The organism is Microbacterium longlingense (assembly GCF_058349825.2).
In genome coordinates this window covers 263,437-279,432 of the sequence record NZ_JBYRJA020000001.1, presented here as the reverse complement: position 1 = coordinate 279,432, position 15,996 = coordinate 263,437, and the positions used below count along the sequence as shown (strand labels likewise).

The 15,996-nt window shown below is 70.2% G+C and carries 17 protein-coding genes and 1 tRNA gene; 12 read left to right on the top strand and 6 right to left on the bottom strand.

What is annotated here, in order from left to right; genetic code table 11:
- Nucleotides 1-97: 97 nt before the first annotated feature.
- Entirely contained in the window at nucleotides 98-1,195 is a 1,098-nt protein-coding gene (locus AC3RXY_RS01320; RefSeq protein ID WP_491509073.1) for an ABC transporter ATP-binding protein, read from the bottom strand.
- A gap of 275 nt (nucleotides 1,196-1,470) precedes the next feature.
- On the opposite strand from AC3RXY_RS01320, the gene AC3RXY_RS01315 reads away from it, so the two are divergent.
- The gene (locus tag AC3RXY_RS01315; protein ID WP_491509072.1) at nucleotides 1,471-2,463 is read left to right on the top strand and encodes a DsbA family protein; all 993 of its coding nucleotides are present in this window, start codon (nucleotides 1,471-1,473) and stop codon (nucleotides 2,461-2,463) included.
- Nucleotides 2,464-2,637: 174 nt separating this feature from the next.
- Nucleotides 2,638-3,804, top strand: coding sequence for a helix-turn-helix domain-containing protein (locus tag AC3RXY_RS01310; protein ID WP_491509071.1), 1,167 nt, complete (start codon nucleotides 2,638-2,640; stop codon nucleotides 3,802-3,804).
- Between the two features lie 63 nt (nucleotides 3,805-3,867).
- Here the strand turns inward: AC3RXY_RS01310 and AC3RXY_RS01305 are convergent, their stop codons facing one another.
- Together AC3RXY_RS01305 and AC3RXY_RS01300 are read right to left on the bottom strand one after the other, a co-directional pair.
- Nucleotides 3,868-4,581: a maleate cis-trans isomerase family protein gene (locus AC3RXY_RS01305; RefSeq protein WP_491509070.1), complete on the bottom strand. Its 714-nt coding sequence runs from the start codon at nucleotides 4,579-4,581 to the stop codon at nucleotides 3,868-3,870.
- Nucleotides 4,578-5,429 (bottom strand): ABC transporter substrate-binding protein, encoded by an 852-nt coding sequence (locus AC3RXY_RS01300; protein ID WP_491509069.1) that lies wholly within the window; start codon nucleotides 5,427-5,429, stop codon nucleotides 4,578-4,580. The genes AC3RXY_RS01305 and AC3RXY_RS01300 overlap by 4 nt, the downstream gene beginning before the upstream one ends.
- A 213-nt stretch (nucleotides 5,430-5,642) precedes the next feature.
- Here AC3RXY_RS01300 and AC3RXY_RS01295 point away from each other — a divergent pair, with 213 nt between their 5' ends.
- The 6 genes from AC3RXY_RS01295 (at nucleotide 5,643) to AC3RXY_RS01270 (ending at nucleotide 10,752) form a co-directional block, all read left to right on the top strand.
- On the top strand, nucleotides 5,643-6,929 hold the full coding sequence (locus AC3RXY_RS01295) for a Zn-dependent hydrolase (protein WP_491509068.1): 1,287 nt from the start codon (nucleotides 5,643-5,645) through the stop codon (nucleotides 6,927-6,929).
- A complete protein-coding gene (locus AC3RXY_RS01290) occupies nucleotides 6,926-7,705 on the top strand; it encodes an amino acid ABC transporter ATP-binding protein (RefSeq protein ID WP_491509067.1) in 780 nt (259 codons plus the stop codon). Before AC3RXY_RS01295 ends, AC3RXY_RS01290 begins: the two co-directional genes overlap by 4 nt.
- A complete protein-coding gene (locus AC3RXY_RS01285; RefSeq protein WP_491509066.1) occupies nucleotides 7,702-8,349 on the top strand; it encodes an amino acid ABC transporter permease in 648 nt (215 codons plus the stop codon). The genes AC3RXY_RS01290 and AC3RXY_RS01285 overlap by 4 nt, the downstream gene beginning before the upstream one ends.
- Complete coding sequence (locus AC3RXY_RS01280) at nucleotides 8,346-9,080, top strand: amino acid ABC transporter permease (protein WP_491509065.1); 735 nt, start codon at nucleotides 8,346-8,348, stop codon at nucleotides 9,078-9,080. The genes AC3RXY_RS01285 and AC3RXY_RS01280 overlap by 4 nt, the downstream gene beginning before the upstream one ends.
- Nucleotides 9,077-10,393 (top strand): NtaA/DmoA family FMN-dependent monooxygenase, encoded by a 1,317-nt coding sequence (locus tag AC3RXY_RS01275; protein ID WP_491509064.1) that lies wholly within the window; start codon nucleotides 9,077-9,079, stop codon nucleotides 10,391-10,393. Before AC3RXY_RS01280 ends, AC3RXY_RS01275 begins: the two co-directional genes overlap by 4 nt.
- A gap of 286 nt (nucleotides 10,394-10,679) precedes the next feature.
- Nucleotides 10,680-10,752 (top strand) — tRNA-Thr (locus tag AC3RXY_RS01270).
- A gap of 102 nt (nucleotides 10,753-10,854) precedes the next feature.
- On the opposite strand, the gene AC3RXY_RS01265 is transcribed toward AC3RXY_RS01270, so the two are convergent.
- Together AC3RXY_RS01265 and msrB are read right to left on the bottom strand one after the other, a co-directional pair.
- A complete protein-coding gene (locus AC3RXY_RS01265; RefSeq protein ID WP_491509063.1) occupies nucleotides 10,855-11,388 on the bottom strand; it encodes a nitroreductase family protein in 534 nt (177 codons plus the stop codon).
- The gene (gene msrB / locus AC3RXY_RS01260) at nucleotides 11,385-11,795 is read right to left on the bottom strand and encodes a peptide-methionine (R)-S-oxide reductase MsrB (RefSeq protein WP_491509062.1); all 411 of its coding nucleotides are present in this window, start codon (nucleotides 11,793-11,795) and stop codon (nucleotides 11,385-11,387) included. The genes AC3RXY_RS01265 and msrB overlap by 4 nt, the downstream gene beginning before the upstream one ends.
- A 125-nt stretch (nucleotides 11,796-11,920) precedes the next feature.
- Between msrB and AC3RXY_RS01255 the strand changes: the two genes are divergently transcribed.
- The 4 genes from AC3RXY_RS01255 to groL all read left to right on the top strand — a co-directional run bounded on the left by AC3RXY_RS01255 (nucleotide 11,921) and on the right by groL (nucleotide 15,562).
- Nucleotides 11,921-12,886 (top strand): DMT family transporter, encoded by a 966-nt coding sequence (locus AC3RXY_RS01255; protein WP_491509061.1) that lies wholly within the window; start codon nucleotides 11,921-11,923, stop codon nucleotides 12,884-12,886.
- A gap of 60 nt (nucleotides 12,887-12,946) precedes the next feature.
- Nucleotides 12,947-13,237, top strand: a complete 291-nt coding sequence (locus tag AC3RXY_RS01250) for a DUF3263 domain-containing protein (RefSeq protein ID WP_491509060.1) — start codon at nucleotides 12,947-12,949, stop codon at nucleotides 13,235-13,237.
- Nucleotides 13,238-13,282: 45 nt separating this feature from the next.
- Entirely contained in the window at nucleotides 13,283-13,837 is a 555-nt protein-coding gene (locus AC3RXY_RS01245; protein ID WP_491509059.1) for a LytR C-terminal domain-containing protein, read from the top strand.
- 105 nt (nucleotides 13,838-13,942) lie between these two features.
- Nucleotides 13,943-15,562: a chaperonin GroEL gene (gene groL, locus AC3RXY_RS01240; RefSeq protein WP_491509058.1), complete on the top strand. Its 1,620-nt coding sequence runs from the start codon at nucleotides 13,943-13,945 to the stop codon at nucleotides 15,560-15,562.
- Nucleotides 15,563-15,675: 113 nt separating this feature from the next.
- On the opposite strand, the gene AC3RXY_RS01235 is transcribed toward groL, so the two are convergent.
- Nucleotides 15,676-15,963, bottom strand: a complete 288-nt coding sequence (locus tag AC3RXY_RS01235; RefSeq protein ID WP_491509057.1) for a WXG100 family type VII secretion target — start codon at nucleotides 15,961-15,963, stop codon at nucleotides 15,676-15,678.
- Nucleotides 15,964-15,996 lie beyond the last annotated feature (33 nt).

Genomic DNA, 15,996 nt, shown 5'->3' with positions numbered 1-15,996 from the left:
GGCGGTTCGGGGGCGAACGCTGTCCGCACCGGATGGCGAACAGCGAAGCGGCGCGGGGACCACATGGTCGCCCGCGCCGCATCATACGCTGCTGCGGTCAGCTGATCGCCGCCGCGTTGAGCCGCTCGCCGCTCTCGACGTCGAAGACGTGGAGGTGGCCGGGCACGGGTGCGACGACGACGGTCTCACCGGCGTTGGGGTGGTTGCGACCGTCCACACGCGCGACGATCTCGGTGCGCCGGCCGCTGATGTCGGTGTGGCCGTAGAGGTAGCCGTCGGCGCCGAGCTCCTCGACGAGGTCGACGACGACCGACAGGCCCTGGCCATCGGCGGGGGCGACGATGACGTCTTCGGGACGGATACCGATGGTGGCCTCGTTCCCGCGCGCCTGCGTGAGGACGCTCGGCTCGACCGGGACGACCTTGGTGCCGAAGCGGACCCCGCCCTCGGCGAGGTCGGCGGTGAACAGGTTCATCGCGGGGGAGCCGATGAAGCCGGCGACGAAGACGTTGTTCGGGCGCTCGTACAGGTCACGCGGGGTGCCGACCTGCTGCAGGACGCCGTCCTTGAGCACCGCGATGCGGTCGCCCATGGTCAAGGCCTCGGTCTGATCGTGCGTGACGTAGACGGTGGTCACGCCGAGGCGGCGCTGCAGCGAGGCGATCTGGGTGCGGGTCTGCACGCGCAGCTTGGCGTCGAGGTTGGACAGCGGCTCGTCCATCAGGAAGACCTTCGGGCTGCGCACGATGGCTCGCCCCATCGCGACACGCTGGCGCTGACCACCGGACAGGGCCTTCGGCTTGCGGTTGAGGTACTGCTCGAGGTCGAGGATCTTCGCGGCCTCTTCGACGCGCTTGGCGCGCTCCTCCTTGCTGACCCCGGCGATCTTGAGCGCGAAGCCCATGTTCTCCGCCACGGTCATGTGCGGGTAGAGCGCGTAGTTCTGGAACACCATGGCGATGTCGCGGTCCTTCGGCGGGACATCGGTCACCTCGCGGTCGCCGATGATGATGCGTCCGGAGTTGACCTCTTCGAGGCCGGCGAGCATGCGCAGCGTGGTGGACTTGCCGCAGCCGGACGGGCCGACGAGGACGAGGAACTCGCCGTCTCCGATCTCGAGGTCGAACTTGTCGACCGAGGGGCGCGTGGCGCCGGGGTAGATGCGCGTTGCGCTGTCGAAGGTCACAGAGGCCATCAGATTTCTCCTTCACCGGCAGGTACGTGCCGGACGATCCGTAGTGAATGGACGGAGGCCTCACGGCCCCCGAGGCCCGCCATCGGGCCAGCGCCAGTATGGCATGGGGCCCTGTGCTTGTATAGACCGCGGGTTTCGGATGCACCTGTCGGCCGCCGTCAGGGCTTTTCCCAGTCATCGTGGCTACCATCGGAGGTGCTGCCACCCGAGCAGCCCGCGGGGCGGACGGCTCCGCCGCAAGTCCGATGAGGCCGCCGGAGCCTCCAAGGGGAACGATGTCGAGCGACGAGACGCCGAACGTGCCCAGCCCCCGCAGCACGCGCGAGGCGGCACGAGAGAAAGCCCAGCAGGTCCAGGCCCAGCAGTCCAGGGCGAGGGTGATGCGACGCACGCTCCTGGGTGCCCTGGCGCTGGTGGGAGTCGGTGCGATCGGCTTCGGCGTGTACATGGCGGTGGGCTCGACGGCCTCCAAGCCGCTGCTGCTGCCGGCCAATATGGACTCCGACGGTGTCGTCGTCACCCAGTTCCCGGTGAGCGGCCCGGCAACGCCCGCGCCCGCCCCCGACGCGAGCCCCACGCCGTCCGGCACCGACGCGAGCCCGGCACCGGTGGAGACCGAAGACCCGGCCACGGACACCGTCGACATCCACATCTATGTCGACTATCTCGCACCGGACGCCGGTGTCTTCGAGAGCGCGAACGCTCGCCAGCTCGGCAGCTGGGTCAGCCAGGGCGCCGCGAACGTCACCTACCACCCGGTGGCTCTCCTGACGGCGAACTCGAACGGCACCAAGTACTCCCTGCGCGCCGCTGCCGCAGCGGCGTGCGTCGCGACCCACTCGGCGGAGCAGTTCGCCACCTACAACCATGAGCTGCTCGTGAGCCAGCCGGACATCGACACCGACGGCCGCAGCGACCAGGAGCTCGCCGACCTCGCCGTCGCGGTGGGCGTCAGCGACCCGCGCGGCGTGCGCTCCTGCATCGAGGACGGCGACTACCTCGGGTGGGCGAAGGACGCCACAGCACGGGCCCTGGAGGGGCCGCTGCCGGGTTCTGACGACCTCGCCCTCAACGGCGCGCCGATGATCGTCGTCAGCGGACAGGTGTACGTGGGAGCTCTGGACAATCCCGCAGAGTTCTCGCAGTTCGTCCTCTCTGTCGCCAGCGACGCCTACCTGCAGTCCACGACCCCCGCGCCGGTGCCCGTGCCGACCGACAGCCCGGCGCCGGCCGAGAGCCCGGCTCCCGCAGAGAGCCCCGCGGGCTGAGCGCGGTGCTGCCCGGACGGTGAGAACCGTTCCGGCCGCACCGATGCTCTGGGCGACCCGCCGGTGACCAACGGTGCCTCGTCCGGCCGGACGACGTCCGAGACGCCGGTCGCTCTGTGAAGCGATATGTCCACGGCGGATGACCGTTCGGGCGGATGGTCCTATCATCGCAGCATGAGTTCGGCGAGCGTCCCCCCGAGCCTCATCACGGCACTCGCCGGTCTCAGTGCGCTCGTCGACGTGCCGATCGCGCTCAACACGGCGGACATGCGGCCCCTCACATCGATGCCGCATGCCGGACCGCTCGACGGGAGCCGGCTCGCCCTGCTGCTCGGCCGCTCAGTCACCGACGATGTGCGCCGTCGGCTCTCCGACCATGCGGGGATCTTCATCGGCCGTGCTCCTCAGCGCATCGCTCCTTTCCCCGGTCTCGAGCTCGGTCGCGTGCACCTTCCTGTCCGCGATCACCGGGGAGAGCTGGTCGGTCATCTCTGGGCCATCGACGGCGATCGTGCCGTTGCCGACGGCGACTGGCTCCGGCTGCAGCATGCGGCTGCCGCCGAGCTTCCGCGGGTTCTCGGGGGCACCGGACACGCCGCGGCGGCGCACCGGGCTCCGCTGGACCATCTGCTGGCATCGTGTCGGTCTTTCCGGGTGTTCGCGATCGGAGTCCGGACCCCGCCGATCATCGATCCCGATGGGGTCGTCGGGTTCTCGGCGGTCGATCGCGTGCTGCAGCGACTCCGCACAGCGGCCGCTGCGCTGCGATGGTCGGTTGCGCGTGATGACGCCGGGCGCGAGGTGCTCGTCGCGGGCGGCGCGGCCGAGGCCCTGAGCCGGCGTGCGCTGGAACACGAGGTCGTCGGCGCGGCGCACGCCGTGAGCGCCGACGCCGAGACGATCGGACGTATCCGGGTGTTCGTCTCGCCGGTGCTCTTCACCTCCCATGAGGTGCGTGATCAGATCGAGGCGGTCCATGCGGTCGCCGATGCTGTGGCGACCAACGCCGCAACCGTGATGTTCGCCGACGACATGCCTGCGTACGAACTGCTCGTCGAGCTCGGCCGTATCGCACCGATCAGACGTCTGGAGGTGCCGCGGTCCCTGCGGAGCCTGCTCGAGGCCGAACGGGGCCGCACGATCGCGCGTACCGCGAAGGCATTTCTCGACGCGGGAGGGAACGCCGGGCGGACCGCGTCGGAGCTCGGGGTGCACCGCGGCACGCTGTACTACCGGATCGCGCGCATCGAGGACCATACCGGCTTCGACCTGGAACGGGGCGATCACCGGGTCGCGCTTCACCTGGGTCTGACAGCGGCGCAGATCGAGGGGCTGATCTGAGCGGTCGTCGTTCTGCCGGCGGCCCTCGTGGCCGGAATCCCCGCATCGACGCGCGCATCGTCATCAGCCGGTGATGCGGAACAGCGGCGCCCGACGTGCGTCCGGCGTCGTCATCGCGCGGAGCGCTGCCTCGGCCAGCGCGGAGTTCGAGCTGACGGCGGGGATACCGAGCGCGGCCTCGATGCGCGGGATCGCGTCGAAGGTGCGGAGATTGGTGCAGCTGAGCATGATCACGTCTGCTCCGTCGCCGGAGAAGCGCGCCGACTCCTCCAGCAGGTGCTCCGGGGCGACCGCCGCTGTCTTCTCATCGTCCACGATTCCCAGGCCTCTGGCGGCGACCACCTCCAGTCCCTGCCCGCGGAGATAGTCGGCTTCCGCTGCGACGATCTTGTCCGAGTACGTCGCGATGAGGCGCACCCGGGATCCGCGCGCCGCGAGTGCCAGCGCCATCGCCTGCGCCGCGGTGATGACCGGCGCGCCCAGGATCCCCTCGAGGTCTGCGACGAAGCCGCTCTCGAATGCGGCGCCGCGCAGGAAGGTGCCGCTGGTGCAGGCGAAGAGGCCGAGCGCTGGACTGATCTGCCGCAGGCTCGCCGCTTGCTCGAGCGCTGCCGATTCGAGTGCCAGCAGATCAGCCGCAGTGACAGCGGCCAGAGGCATCCGCGCGACGTGCAGGGATGCTGCCCCGCCCGTGAAGCGCGGCAGCTCGATCTCGACACCCGTGTCGCTCGAGGGGAGGAGGACCGCGATTCTGGGCCGCACGGCTGCCTCGGTCACAGGATGCGGGGTGCGCCGGTGTCCGCCGCGTTCGGGTCGAGGCCCGCGCGCTCAAGAGCGGCGGCGATGAGGCCGTTCTCATGCAGGTCGGCGATCCCCGCGTTCAGCGCCGCCGTGAGCTCCGGGTTGGCCTTCGACACCAGAACAGCCGTCTGTCCCGGCTCTGTCGCGGCAGCGATGCGATCGTCTGCGGCCAGCCGTGCAACCCGAAAACCGCTGTCCTCATAGAGGTACAGGGCGGTGCCGTAGCTGTCGATTCCGACGTCGATGCGGCCGGCCGTGAGGTCCTGCTGCAGCTCGGCAGACGAGGGGTAGAGGGTGAGCTTGTTGTCGCCGAGCACCTGCTGGACGTCCTGGACCCAGTTGTATCCCTGGATCGTTCCGACCCTGAGGGTCGCAAAGTCGTCCACGGCGTCGATGCCGTCCTTCGAGATGACGCCGCCCGGCTCGATGTAGAGCGGGTCGGAGAAGTCGACCACCTCCGCGCGCTCGGCGGTCCGGAAGATCGAGCCGATCGCAACGTCGATGCGCCCCTGCTGGATCGCGGGGATGAGGGCGGAGAATTCGTACGATTCTGCCCGCACCTCGAGGTTGTACGCCTCGGCCAGCGCGGTGATGATCTCGCCATCCGGTCCGGTCAGCTCCCCGGCGTCGATACCGACGAACGGCGGGAAGTTGGGGACGCCCACCGTGAGGACCCCGTCGGTGATGGTCGGGAACGACCCCGCGGTGCCGGCAGCGCCGTCGGAGGCTGTCGCTGACGGATCAGGCGTGGACGAGGCGCAGGCGGTGAGGCCGACGGTGAGGGCCGCGACCGCGGCAAGGGACCAGAGCGAGCGGCGGTTCATGATGTCTCCCAGGGGCATGCGGTTGGCTGCGGAACACCACTGTCGCCCTCCGCGTCCGTTCGCCCCTTAGACAAGTGTCGAAAAGGTCCTCAGGTTACCGACTGTGACAGGCCGTGACCCAACGGGAACGGTCTTTGAACACCTGTCGAGATCGTTTCCACCACGCTCTTCCTATGATCGGCGGATCGCCAACCACGAGCATCGGAGAGAGTAATGAGCGGCTCGCCACGGAGGACCGGGGGAGAGGTCCAGGACGCCGCGCCCGGCATCGACCCGGCGCGCCTCTGGGAGACGCTCATGGAGACTTCGGCCTTCGGCGGCACCAGCCGTGGTGGGCTGCACCGGCTCGCCCTGGGAGCAGCCGACGGCGCGGTACGCGGGTGGCTCCGGGAGACCGCCGTCGCGGCCGGCTGGGCCGTGCAGGGCGACGAGATCGGGAACCAGTTCGTGGTGAAGCCGGGGTCTCAGCCCGACCTTGCGCCGGTGCTGATCGGCTCGCACCTCGACAGTCAGCCGCTGGGCGGCCGCTTCGACGGCGTGTACGGTGTGCTGGCCGGGCTGGAGGTGCTCCGCTCGCTCGACGACCACGGTGTCGTGCACGGGCGCACGATCGTGCTCGTCAACTGGGCCAACGAGGAGGGTGCGCGTTTCAGCCCGAGCATGATGGGGTCGGCTGTCTTCACCGGCGCCCTCGCGCTGGACGATGCGCTCGCGCGCACCGATGCGGACCGCATCTCGGTCGCAGAGGCCCTCGGGCGCATTGATGCCCCCGCTGCGACGACGCATGACCGCCCCGCCATCGGCGCGCTGCATGCGTCGGTCGAGATCCACATCGAGCAGGGTCCGCATCTCGAGGCGACGGGCACCGATATCGGCCTTGTCACGGGTGTTCAGGCGATCCGGTGGCTCGACGTCACCGTGACCGGCGCGAGCGGACACGCGGGCACCACGCCGATCGATCGTCGCCACGATGCGCTCGTGGCGGGTGCGCGCCTGGTCGAGGTCGTCGCGCAGCTCGGGTCGACCGTCCATCCCGACATCCGGCCCACCGTCGGCGAGCTCTCCGTCGTGCCGAACTCCCGCAATGTCATCCCCGGGCAGACCCGTCTGGCGGTCGACCTGCGGCACCCCGACGCGGCGGTCCTGGATCGCGCAGAGCAGCGGATCCGGGACGCCGCCCGCCGAGTCGGCACGGAGAACGGCACGACCATCGCCGTCGAAACCGTCCTCGTGCAACCCGCCGTGGCGTTCGACCGCGATGTGCTCGAGGTGATCCGGCGTGCCATCGCCGGCCAGGGCCTGACCGGCACGGAGCTGGTGTCGGGAGCCGGTCACGACGCGATGCAGCTCGCTCCGCACGTTCCCACCGCCATGATCTTCATCCCCTGCGTCGATGGCATCAGCCATGCCGAGGCTGAGAACATCACCCCGGAATGGTCGGCGAACGGCGCTCGGGTGTTGTTCGACGTCGTCGCCGAGCTGAGCGGAGCCCTGCGATGACCGCACTGCCGCCGCCCGCAGCGCAGCCGGAGCCGTTCATCGCCGTGCGCGGCCTCGCCAAATCGTTCGGCGATCACCTCGTCTTCTCCGGCGTGAGCTTCGACGTGCCCGCCGGCTCCGTGACCGCGGTGATCGGTCCGAGCGGTTCTGGCAAGAGCACCATGCTGCGCTGCCTGAACCGGCTTGAATCGCCCGATCAGGGTACGGTCACGATCGCGGGCACCGCGTACGCCGCCGGGACGAGGCTGTCGCACGCCGCCGAGCAGGCGTTGCACTCCGACGTCGGCATGGTGTTCCAGGCGTTCAACCTGTTTCCGCACCTCACCGCGCAGGAGAACGTGGCGCTCGCGCTGCGCCGGGTGCGCAAGCTCTCCCGCGCCGAGGCGGCCGCGCGTGCCTTCTCCGGCCTCGCCCAGGTCGGCCTCGCCGACCGGGCCGGGTACCGCCCCGCGCAGCTCTCGGGTGGTCAGCAGCAGCGGGTGGCCATCGCCAGGGCTCTCGCCCTGGAACCCCGTGTGCTCCTGCTCGACGAGCCGACGTCCGCGCTCGACCCCGAGCTGCGGGCCGAAGTGCTGCAGGTGCTGCGCCGGCTCGTCGGCACCGGCATCACCATGCTCGTCGCCACCCACGAGATGCGCTTCGCCGAGCAGGTCGCCCGCGATGTGCTCGTCATGGCCGACGGTCAGGTCATCGAGCACGCTCCGCCGGCGCAGCTCTTCTCCGACCCGCAGCACGAGCGCACCCGGCAGTTTCTGAAGGTCGTGCGCGAGCAGTGACCCTGGCCGAGATCATCACGAGCATCGCGACGGGCATCCCGCTCACGATCCTCATCTCCGTCGCGGCGTTCGCATTCGGCGCGGCGCTCGCGGTGCCCGGCTCGCTCGCGCTCGCGTCGCAGCGGGCGGTGCTGCGCATGCCGGTGCGCATCGTCGTGGACCTCGTGCGGAGCGTGCCGATCCTGGTCTGGCTCTTCATCCTGTACTTCGGCGTCTCCGTCGGCACATTCCACTTCGCCCCGCTCCCCGCCGCCGTGCTCGTGCTCGGAATCGTCGCCGCGGCATACCTCTCGGAGGTGTTCCGCACGGCGCTCGCCGCCGTGCCGGTGGGGCAGGGCGATGCCGCGCGCGGCCTGGGGCTCTCTGTGGTCGACCGGTTCCGCTTCGTGATCGCGCCGCAGGCGGTCCCCGTCGCGCTGCCCTCGGCCACGACGTTCGCACTGACGCTGCTGAAGGACTCGTCGATCCCTTCGGTGATCGGCGTCACCGAGATCGCCTACTTCACGACGCAGGCGAATCGCACGGCGGGGGCCGGCCTCGACGCGTACCTCGTCGCCGTCGTCTGCTACCTCGTGCTCAGCATTCCGATCGCGATCATCGGCCGATCCGCTGAGCACGCGCTGCGCAAGCCGGTGCGCGCATGATCACCGACGGTCTCGCGGACACCCTGCGGCACCTGTTGCCGGGCCTCGGGCTCTCGCTGCAGCTCGCGGGCGTGAGCACGGTGGTCGGCGTGCTCGTCGGACTGCTGCTCGCATTGCTCGCGACGCGTCGATCGCGCTGGATCACCTGGCCCACCATCGCCGTCGTCGAGCTCGGGCGCGGTGCCCCCGTGCTCATCGTGCTGCTGCTGGTCTACTACGGGCTGCCGAGCGTGCACATCGTGCTCGATGCGCGGCTTGCCGCATGGATCGGCCTCTCCTTCACGACGGCGGCGTACAGCAGCGAGATCCTGCGCGCGAGCCTGCTCGCCGTGCCCGCCAGCCAGCGCGAAGCCGCCCGGGCGCTCGGGCTCTCCCGACCGGCGACGTTCATCGCCGTCGTGCTGCCGCAGGCGGTCCGCATCTCGCTCGCCCCGCTGCTCGGATTCTGCATCCAGATGTTCCAGGCCACGTCTCTCGCCTTCGCGCTCGGGCTGCCGGAACTGCTGAGCCGGGCGTACGACATCGGAGCCATCACCTTCGAGTACCTGCGGGTGCTCGTCATCGCCGGCGCCGTCTACGCGATCATCACGCTGCCGCTGATCCGGCTCGTTGCGCGCCTGGAGCGGCGCAGCGCCGGCGGTCGCGCGGCCCCCGGCACGCCGGCCTCCGGGCCCCATCCCGCACCCACTGCCCCCTCGACCGTATCCGCTCAGCCGACAGGAGCATCATGACCGACTCGCGCTTCCACCTCGGGTGGTTCCTCAACTTCACCGTCGACGACTGGGATGGGCAGTGGGGTGACGGCGGCCGGGACTGGTCAGGAGAGACGCTCATCGATGTCGCCCGGCAGCTCGACCGCGCCGACTTCGACTTCATGCTGCTCGAGGACAAGTCGATGGTGGCAGACACCTATGGCGGCTCGTTCGTCGCGGAGTTGAAGCACGCGTATCACGCGCCCAAGCTCGACCCCGCACCGCTCGTGCCGCTCCTCGCGCAGGCGACGGAGCGGCTCGGCATCATCGCGACGCTCTCGACCACGTTCTACCCGCCGTACCTGCTCGCGCGCCTCACCGCGACACTCGACCACCTCACCCGCGGCCGCGTCGGCTGGAACGTGGTGACGTCGGGGGAGGATCGCGCAGCGCAGAACTACGGCTATGACCGCATGCCCGAGCACGACCTGCGCTATGAGAAGGCCGACGAGTACGTCGACCTCGTGCAGCAGCTCTGGGAATCGTGGGACGAGGACGCGGTCGTGCGCGACCGTGCGACCCGCACCTACGCCGACGGTGCGAAGGTGCACGACATCGACTTCCAGGGGCGCTTCTACGCATCGCGCGGCCCGCTGAACACCCCGCCGTCGCCGCAGCGCCGCCCCGTCGTGTCGCAGGCCGGCGGCTCTCCCGGGGGACGCGCGCTCGCGGCGAAATACGCGGACGTCGTGGTGTCGCCGGCCTCGACCGTCGCGGACATGCGGGCGTACCGCGACGACATCCGCGCGCGAGCCGCGGAGCTCGGGCGTCGTCCCGATGACATCAAGGTGCTCTTCCTCGTGTCGCCGACGCTCGGCGACACCGATGCCCACGCGCAGGAGCGTGCCGAGGCTCGCATCGCCGACCCCGAGTTCCTGGAGCGCACGCTCGTCGGGATCGCAGACGTCACCGACATCGACTTCTCGCGGTTCGATCTCGATCAGCCCCTGCCGGCCGATCTCATGACCAACGGTGAACAGGGGACGCTGCGGGCCATGCTCACGGGCGGCGAGGGCAAGACCCTGCGCGAACTGATCCTCGGCGACAGCGGGCGGCGCAAGGGCGACCTCATCGGATCGCCGACGACCGTGGCGGATCGCCTCGAGCACATCCACCGCGAGGTCGGAGGAGACGGCTTCCTCATCCACGCGCCCGGCATGCGCATCAACCGCAAGTACGTGATCGAGGTCGTCGACGGGCTCATCCCCGAGCTACGGCGGCGCGGACTGGTGCGCGACAGTGTCGCCGACGGCAGCCGGCCGCGGCTGCGTGACCGTCTCCGCGCGTTCTAGCCTGTCACCGGGGCCGGGCGACAACGCCTTCCAGCGCTTCGGAACCACCGTCGTCGCGGCCCCGGCTCACGCCGGACGCGCCCCGCCACGTCGCGGAGCGCGCGGGCCGTGCAGATGCGCACGTCGCCATGCGTACCGATATGTCGACGACAGCGGGAGGCGGCGCGGCGGCAGACGCTCTAGACTCGATGGTGCGCGTTCAGAGGTCGTGAACGTGCGGGGCTCCTGCGGGGTCGGTCTCACCGGCTCCGCGCCGATCCCTCCAGCCCGCGGAATTCCGCGGTTCGCCGACGTGGCGCAATTGGTAGCGCACCTGTCTTGTAAACAGGTGGTTACGGGTTCGAGTCCCGTCGTCGGCTCAGACGGTCAAGGCCCCGGAGATCACTCCGGGGCCTTGACCGTCTCTGGTCGCCCTGTCCGCCTGGCGCGCGGGCCTTCCTTCCGAGAGCGGCATCCGCCTCTCAGCGTGGCATCCGGCTGAGAAAGTCCTCCGGGTCGATCGTCTTGCGGCGGGGAAGCCGGTCGCGCGACGGCTTGTCGCCGACGTACAGCCAGCCCATCAGCTGTTCGCCCTTGCGCAGTCCGTGCGCCTTCGCGACGGCCTTCTTGCGCGTGAGGTCGCCGGTGCGCCAGAACACGCCCCAGCCTGCCTCGTCGAGCAGCAGGCTCAGCGTGTGCGCGACCCCGGAGGCCACCGCCTCCTGCTCCCAGGCGGGAACCTTGCTCTTCTTCTGTCGGAACACCACAGCGATCAGCAGGGGCGCCCGCATCGGCTTGGAGTTCACGCCCTTCTTCCCTTCGGCCTTCGCGAGCGCCTTTCCGAGCACGCGGCGGTCATCGCCGCGCAGCTCGATCAGCCGCCACGGCCGCAGGGCGGAGTGGTCTGCCACCCGCGCTGCGGCCGTGACGAGCTGGGCGAGCTCGCCGTGCGAGGGGGCCTCGTCGCCGACCTTCGACCAGGAGCGACGGTCGCGGACGGCCTCGAGCGCGCTCACGCGCCGTCCTGCTCTGGCTGGAACGTCAGCGCGACGGAGTTCATGCAGTAGCGGTCGCCGGTGGGCGTTCCGAAGCCGTCGGGGAAGACATGTCCCAGGTGCGAGCCGCAGGCCGCGCATCGCACCTCGGTGCGGACCATGCCGTGGCTGTTGTCCTCGATGAGCTCTACCGCGTCGGGGCGGATCGACTCGTAGAAGCTCGGCCAGCCGCAGCCGGACTCGAACTTCGTGCCGCTCTGGAACAGCTCGGCGCCGCACGCGCCGCAGGTGTAGAGACCGGCACGATGCTCATCGAGCAGCGGTCCGGTGAAGGCCGGTTCCGTGGCGGCCTGGCGGAGCACCGCATACTCGCTGGGACCGAGCTGTGCGCGCCACTCCTCGTCTGTCTTGCTCACGCTGTAGGACATGTCTCCTCCTGGGTCTTCCGGCGCGGAGCGCCGTGCTGGCTCCATTCTCGCGCGCTCGCCGGGTACGCGGACCCTCCGAGACCCGAACGCAGGTCCTTGCCAGTCGGGCGCGATAGGGTCTCCCGGTGACCTCCCCAGCCTCGCCGTCGTCCGAACGGCGCATGGGAACCGGTGTCGCCCTCGGCGGCACGATCCTCGTCGGGGCGATGACCGCGGTGCAGGCCCGCGTCAACGGAAGCCTCGGGGTGCGTCTCGACGACGGCGTGCTCGCCGGGCTGATCTCCTTCGCGGTCGGGTTCGTCCTCGTCCTCGTCGTCGCGCTGCTGGGCCGTGCGGGGCGCGCCGGGCTCGCACGCGTGGGGGCGGGGATGCGCGCGGGTCGCATCCCGTTCTGGATGCTGCTGGGCGGTGCGTGCGGATCGCTCACCGTCATCACGCAGGGCGTGACGGCGGCGACCCTGGGAGTCGCGGTCTTCACCGTCGGGGTCGTGGCGGGCCAGACGCTGCACGGGCTGGTGCTGGACCGGATCGGGTTCGGGCCGGCGGGCGTCGTGCCGGTGACGATGGGGCGCGTGGCGGGTGGCCTGCTCGCGCTCGCCGCGGTTGGCGTGTCGCTCGTCGGCGACACGCTGGCACGGACCCCCCTCTGGATGCTGGTGCTGCCCTTCCTCACGGGGGTGGGCATCGCCTGGCAGCAGGCCGCGAACGGGCGGCTCGCGCAGCGGGTGGAGTCCCCGCTGGCGGCCACCGTGGTGAGCTTCGCGGTCGGCACTCTCGTGCTGCTGGCCGCTCTCGGTGTGTCGATGCTGTTCCGCGGGGCGCCGTCCGGCCTCCCGGCTGATCCGTGGCTCTACCTCGGCGGTCCGCTCGGAGCGACCTATATCTTCTTCGCCGCGTTCCTCGTGGCGCGCACCGGCGTGCTCCTGCTCGCGCTCGGATCTGTCTTCGGGCAGCTGGCGACCGCGCTCGTGATCGACGTGCTGTTCCCCGCACCGGCGGGGCCCGAGCTGTGGCGCCTGGTGGCGATGGTGGCGGTGGGGGCGGCGTCGGTGCTGGTGGCGTTCCCCTGGCGCCGACGCGCGCGCCGCTGAGCCCTGCGCCGCTGATGCTGCGCCGGCGCGATGTCGGCGGGGACGGGTAGCCTCGATGCCATGACGGAGGAGCTGTCGGAGCGCGACACGGCGATCCTCGACTTCGAGGCGCGGTGGCCCGGACACAGCGGCGCAAAAGAGGAGGCCGTGCGCGCGCGACTCGGGGTGGCGCCGGCGCGCTATTACCAGCTCCTCGACCGCCTCATCGACTCGCCGGCGGCCCTCGGTCGCGATCCGCTGCTGATCGGGCGCCTGAGGCGCCTGCGCGAGGCCCGCACCCGCGAGCGGGACCAGCGGATGGGGGCCAGCGCTGCCCGCGCGGCGGACGAGGGCGCCTCCGGCGAGGAGTGAGTGCCCCGCAGGCACGGCGGCAGGGGCCACCGGTACGATCGGGGGATGGCTCATCCCGTGCGCGACCGCTTCGACGACACCCCCCGCACGCACGGGCGTGTGGGGGCGCACCGCGCAGAGAATCCCGGGATGAACGGCTGGGTCGTGCTGCTGTGGTCGGCCGTTGCCGCCCTGATCCTCGTGGCATGCGGGGTCTTCGCCACGATGCTGGCGATGGACAGGTTCTCGATCGACGACAACCTGTTCGGGCCGGCCGCGGGGACGTCTCAGACGGAGGCGGCTGTGGACACCTCGTACTCCGTGCTGGTGCTCAACGCCACGCCGGACGAGTCGATGGCAACGACCGTGCGTTCCGCCCTCCTCGACGCCGGCTGGGATGACGCTTCCGTCCTGCTGAGCGACGCCGGGAGCCAGGACTTCGCGACCACGACCGTGTACTACGTCACGGAGGGAGACCGCGGCGCCGCCCTCGGGCTCGCCGAGGCGATCGGCGGTGCGCGGGTCGAGCAGAGCGACGTCTACGCCCAGGCCGATGACGCCGGAGTGGCCCCGTTGACCGTCGTGATCGGGCTCGACCGGATCGGTTCAGCCGGCTCCTGAACGCGGCTTGCACTCTCCTGGGGCGAGTGCCAGAATGGGCATTAGCACTCGCATAGTCGGAGTGCTAAAGACCAACGTCTACGTCCAGGAGGGACGACAGAACCCATGGCAAAGATCATCGCTTTCGACGAGGAGGCCCGTCGCGGCCTTGAGCGTGGCCTGAACACGCTGGCCGACGCCGTCAAGGTGACGCTCGGCCCGCGCGGTCGCAACGTCGTGCTCGAGAAGAAGTGGGGCGCCCCCACCATCACCAACGACGGCGTCTCCATCGCCAAGGAGATCGAGCTCGACGACCCGTACGAGAAGATCGGCGCTGAGCTGGTCAAGGAGGTCGCCAAGAAGACCGACGACGTCGCGGGTGACGGCACCACGACCGCGACGGTGCTCGCTCAGGCACTGGTCCGCGAGGGCCTGCGTAACGTCGCCGCCGGCGCCGACCCGATCTCCCTGAAGAAGGGCATCGAGAAGGCGGTCGCCGCGATCACCGCCTCGCTGCTGGACAACGCCAAGGAGATCGAGACCAAGGATGAGATCGCCGCCACCGCGTCGATCTCTGCCGCCGACCCCTCGATCGGCGAGCTCATCGCCGAGGCCATCGACAAGGTGGGCAAGGAGGGCGTCGTCACCGTCGAGGAGTCGCAGACCTTCGGCACCGAGCTCGAGCTCACCGAGGGCATGCGCTTCGACAAGGGCTTCATCAACCCCTACTTCGTCACCGACGTCGAGCGTCAGGAGGCGGTCTTCGAGGAGCCTTACATCCTCATCGCCAACTCCAAGATCTCCAACATCAAGGACCTCCTGCCGATCGTCGACAAGGTGATCCAGGAGGGCAAGGAGCTCGTCATCATCGCCGAGGACGTCGACGGCGAGGCGCTGGCGACCCTGGTGCTGAACAAGATCCGCGGCATCTTCAAGTCGGCTGCCGTCAAGGCCCCCGGCTTCGGCGACCGTCGCAAGGCCATGCTGCAGGACATCGCGATCCTCACCGGCGGACAGGTCATCACCGAGGAGGTCGGTCTCAAGCTCGAGAACACCACCCTCGACCTCCTGGGCCGCGCACGCAAGGTCATCATCACCAAGGACGAGACCACCATCATCGAGGGCGCGGGCGACCCCGAGCAGCTCGAGGGGCGTGTGACCCAGATCCGTCGCGAGATCGACAACACCGACAGCGACTACGACCGCGAGAAGCTCCAGGAGCGCCTCGCCAAGCTCGCCGGCGGCGTCGCCGTCATCAAGGCGGGCGCGGCTACCGAGGTCGAGCTCAAGGAGCGCAAGCACCGCATCGAGGACGCCGTCCGCAACGCGAAGGCTGCCGTCGAGGAGGGCATCGTCCCCGGTGGTGGCGTCGCGCTCATCCAGGCCGGCAAGGACGTTCTCGCGACCCTGCAGCTCGAGGGCGACGAGGCGACCGGTGCGAACATCGTCAAGGTCGCCATCGAGGCTCCGCTGAAGCAGATCGCCGCGAACGCCGGTCTCGAGCCGGGTGTCGTCGCGAACAAGGTCTCTGAGCTCCCCGCGGGCCAGGGCCTGAACGCCGCCACCGGTGAGTACGGCGACATGTTCGCCGCGGGCATCATCGACCCGGCGAAGGTCACCCGCTCGGCGCTGCAGAACGCTGCGTCGATCGCCGGCCTGTTCCTCACCACCGAGGCGGTCGTCGCGGACAAGCCGGAGAAGGCCTCGGCCGTCCCGGCCGACCCGACCGGCGGCATGGACTTCTGAGTCCAGCTCCCTGTTTCAGAAGGCCCCCGGCAGCTGCCGGGGGCCTTCTGGCGTTCGGGCCGGGCGAAGCCCGGCCCGAACGCGGGCGCTCGTTTCCGGGAGCCTCTGCCCTCTCAGCGGAACAGCGACGCGGAGTAGCGTTCCGCATCGGCGTATTGTGCGCCGGCGCTGTCGAGCGCAGCGATGAGGGCGTCGAACGCGATCTCGACCTGGGTCTGAGCGCCGCGCCACTGCTGCACCGCGCTCTGGAACGCGATCGAGGCGCTGCCTGTCCAGGTCGCCTCGAGGCGCCCCAGCTGGGCGAGCATCGCGGCGAGCTCGCTGCGCACGTTCTCGCCGATGCTGCGGGCGGCCCCGCCGGTGCTGGCGAGCTCATCGGTGTCGACGGTATAAACGGCCATCAGGTTCCTCTCGTCCGGCCCGCGGATGCGGGG

Excerpts from the sequence above, each read along its gene's own strand:
- AC3RXY_RS01320 (WP_491509073.1), bottom strand. The coding sequence starts at position 1,195 with ATGGCCTCTGTGACCTTCGACAGCGCAACGCGCATCTACCCCGGCGCC.
- AC3RXY_RS01315 (WP_491509072.1), top strand. The coding sequence starts at position 1,471 with ATGTCGAGCGACGAGACGCCGAACGTGCCCAGCCCCCGCAGCACGCGC.
- AC3RXY_RS01310 (WP_491509071.1), top strand. The coding sequence starts at position 2,638 with ATGAGTTCGGCGAGCGTCCCCCCGAGCCTCATCACGGCACTCGCCGGT.
- AC3RXY_RS01300 (WP_491509069.1), bottom strand. The coding sequence starts at position 5,429 with ATGAACCGCCGCTCGCTCTGGTCCCTTGCCGCGGTCGCGGCCCTCACC.
- AC3RXY_RS01295 (WP_491509068.1), top strand. The coding sequence starts at position 5,643 with ATGAGCGGCTCGCCACGGAGGACCGGGGGAGAGGTCCAGGACGCCGCG.
- AC3RXY_RS01290 (WP_491509067.1), top strand. The coding sequence starts at position 6,926 with ATGACCGCACTGCCGCCGCCCGCAGCGCAGCCGGAGCCGTTCATCGCC.
- AC3RXY_RS01280 (WP_491509065.1), top strand. The coding sequence starts at position 8,346 with ATGATCACCGACGGTCTCGCGGACACCCTGCGGCACCTGTTGCCGGGC.
- AC3RXY_RS01275 (WP_491509064.1), top strand. The coding sequence starts at position 9,077 with ATGACCGACTCGCGCTTCCACCTCGGGTGGTTCCTCAACTTCACCGTC.
- msrB (WP_491509062.1), bottom strand. The coding sequence starts at position 11,795 with ATGTCCTACAGCGTGAGCAAGACAGACGAGGAGTGGCGCGCACAGCTC.
- AC3RXY_RS01250 (WP_491509060.1), top strand. The coding sequence starts at position 12,947 with ATGACGGAGGAGCTGTCGGAGCGCGACACGGCGATCCTCGACTTCGAG.
- AC3RXY_RS01245 (WP_491509059.1), top strand. The coding sequence starts at position 13,283 with ATGGCTCATCCCGTGCGCGACCGCTTCGACGACACCCCCCGCACGCAC.
- groL (WP_491509058.1), top strand. The coding sequence starts at position 13,943 with ATGGCAAAGATCATCGCTTTCGACGAGGAGGCCCGTCGCGGCCTTGAG.
- AC3RXY_RS01235 (WP_491509057.1), bottom strand. The coding sequence starts at position 15,963 with ATGGCCGTTTATACCGTCGACACCGATGAGCTCGCCAGCACCGGCGGG.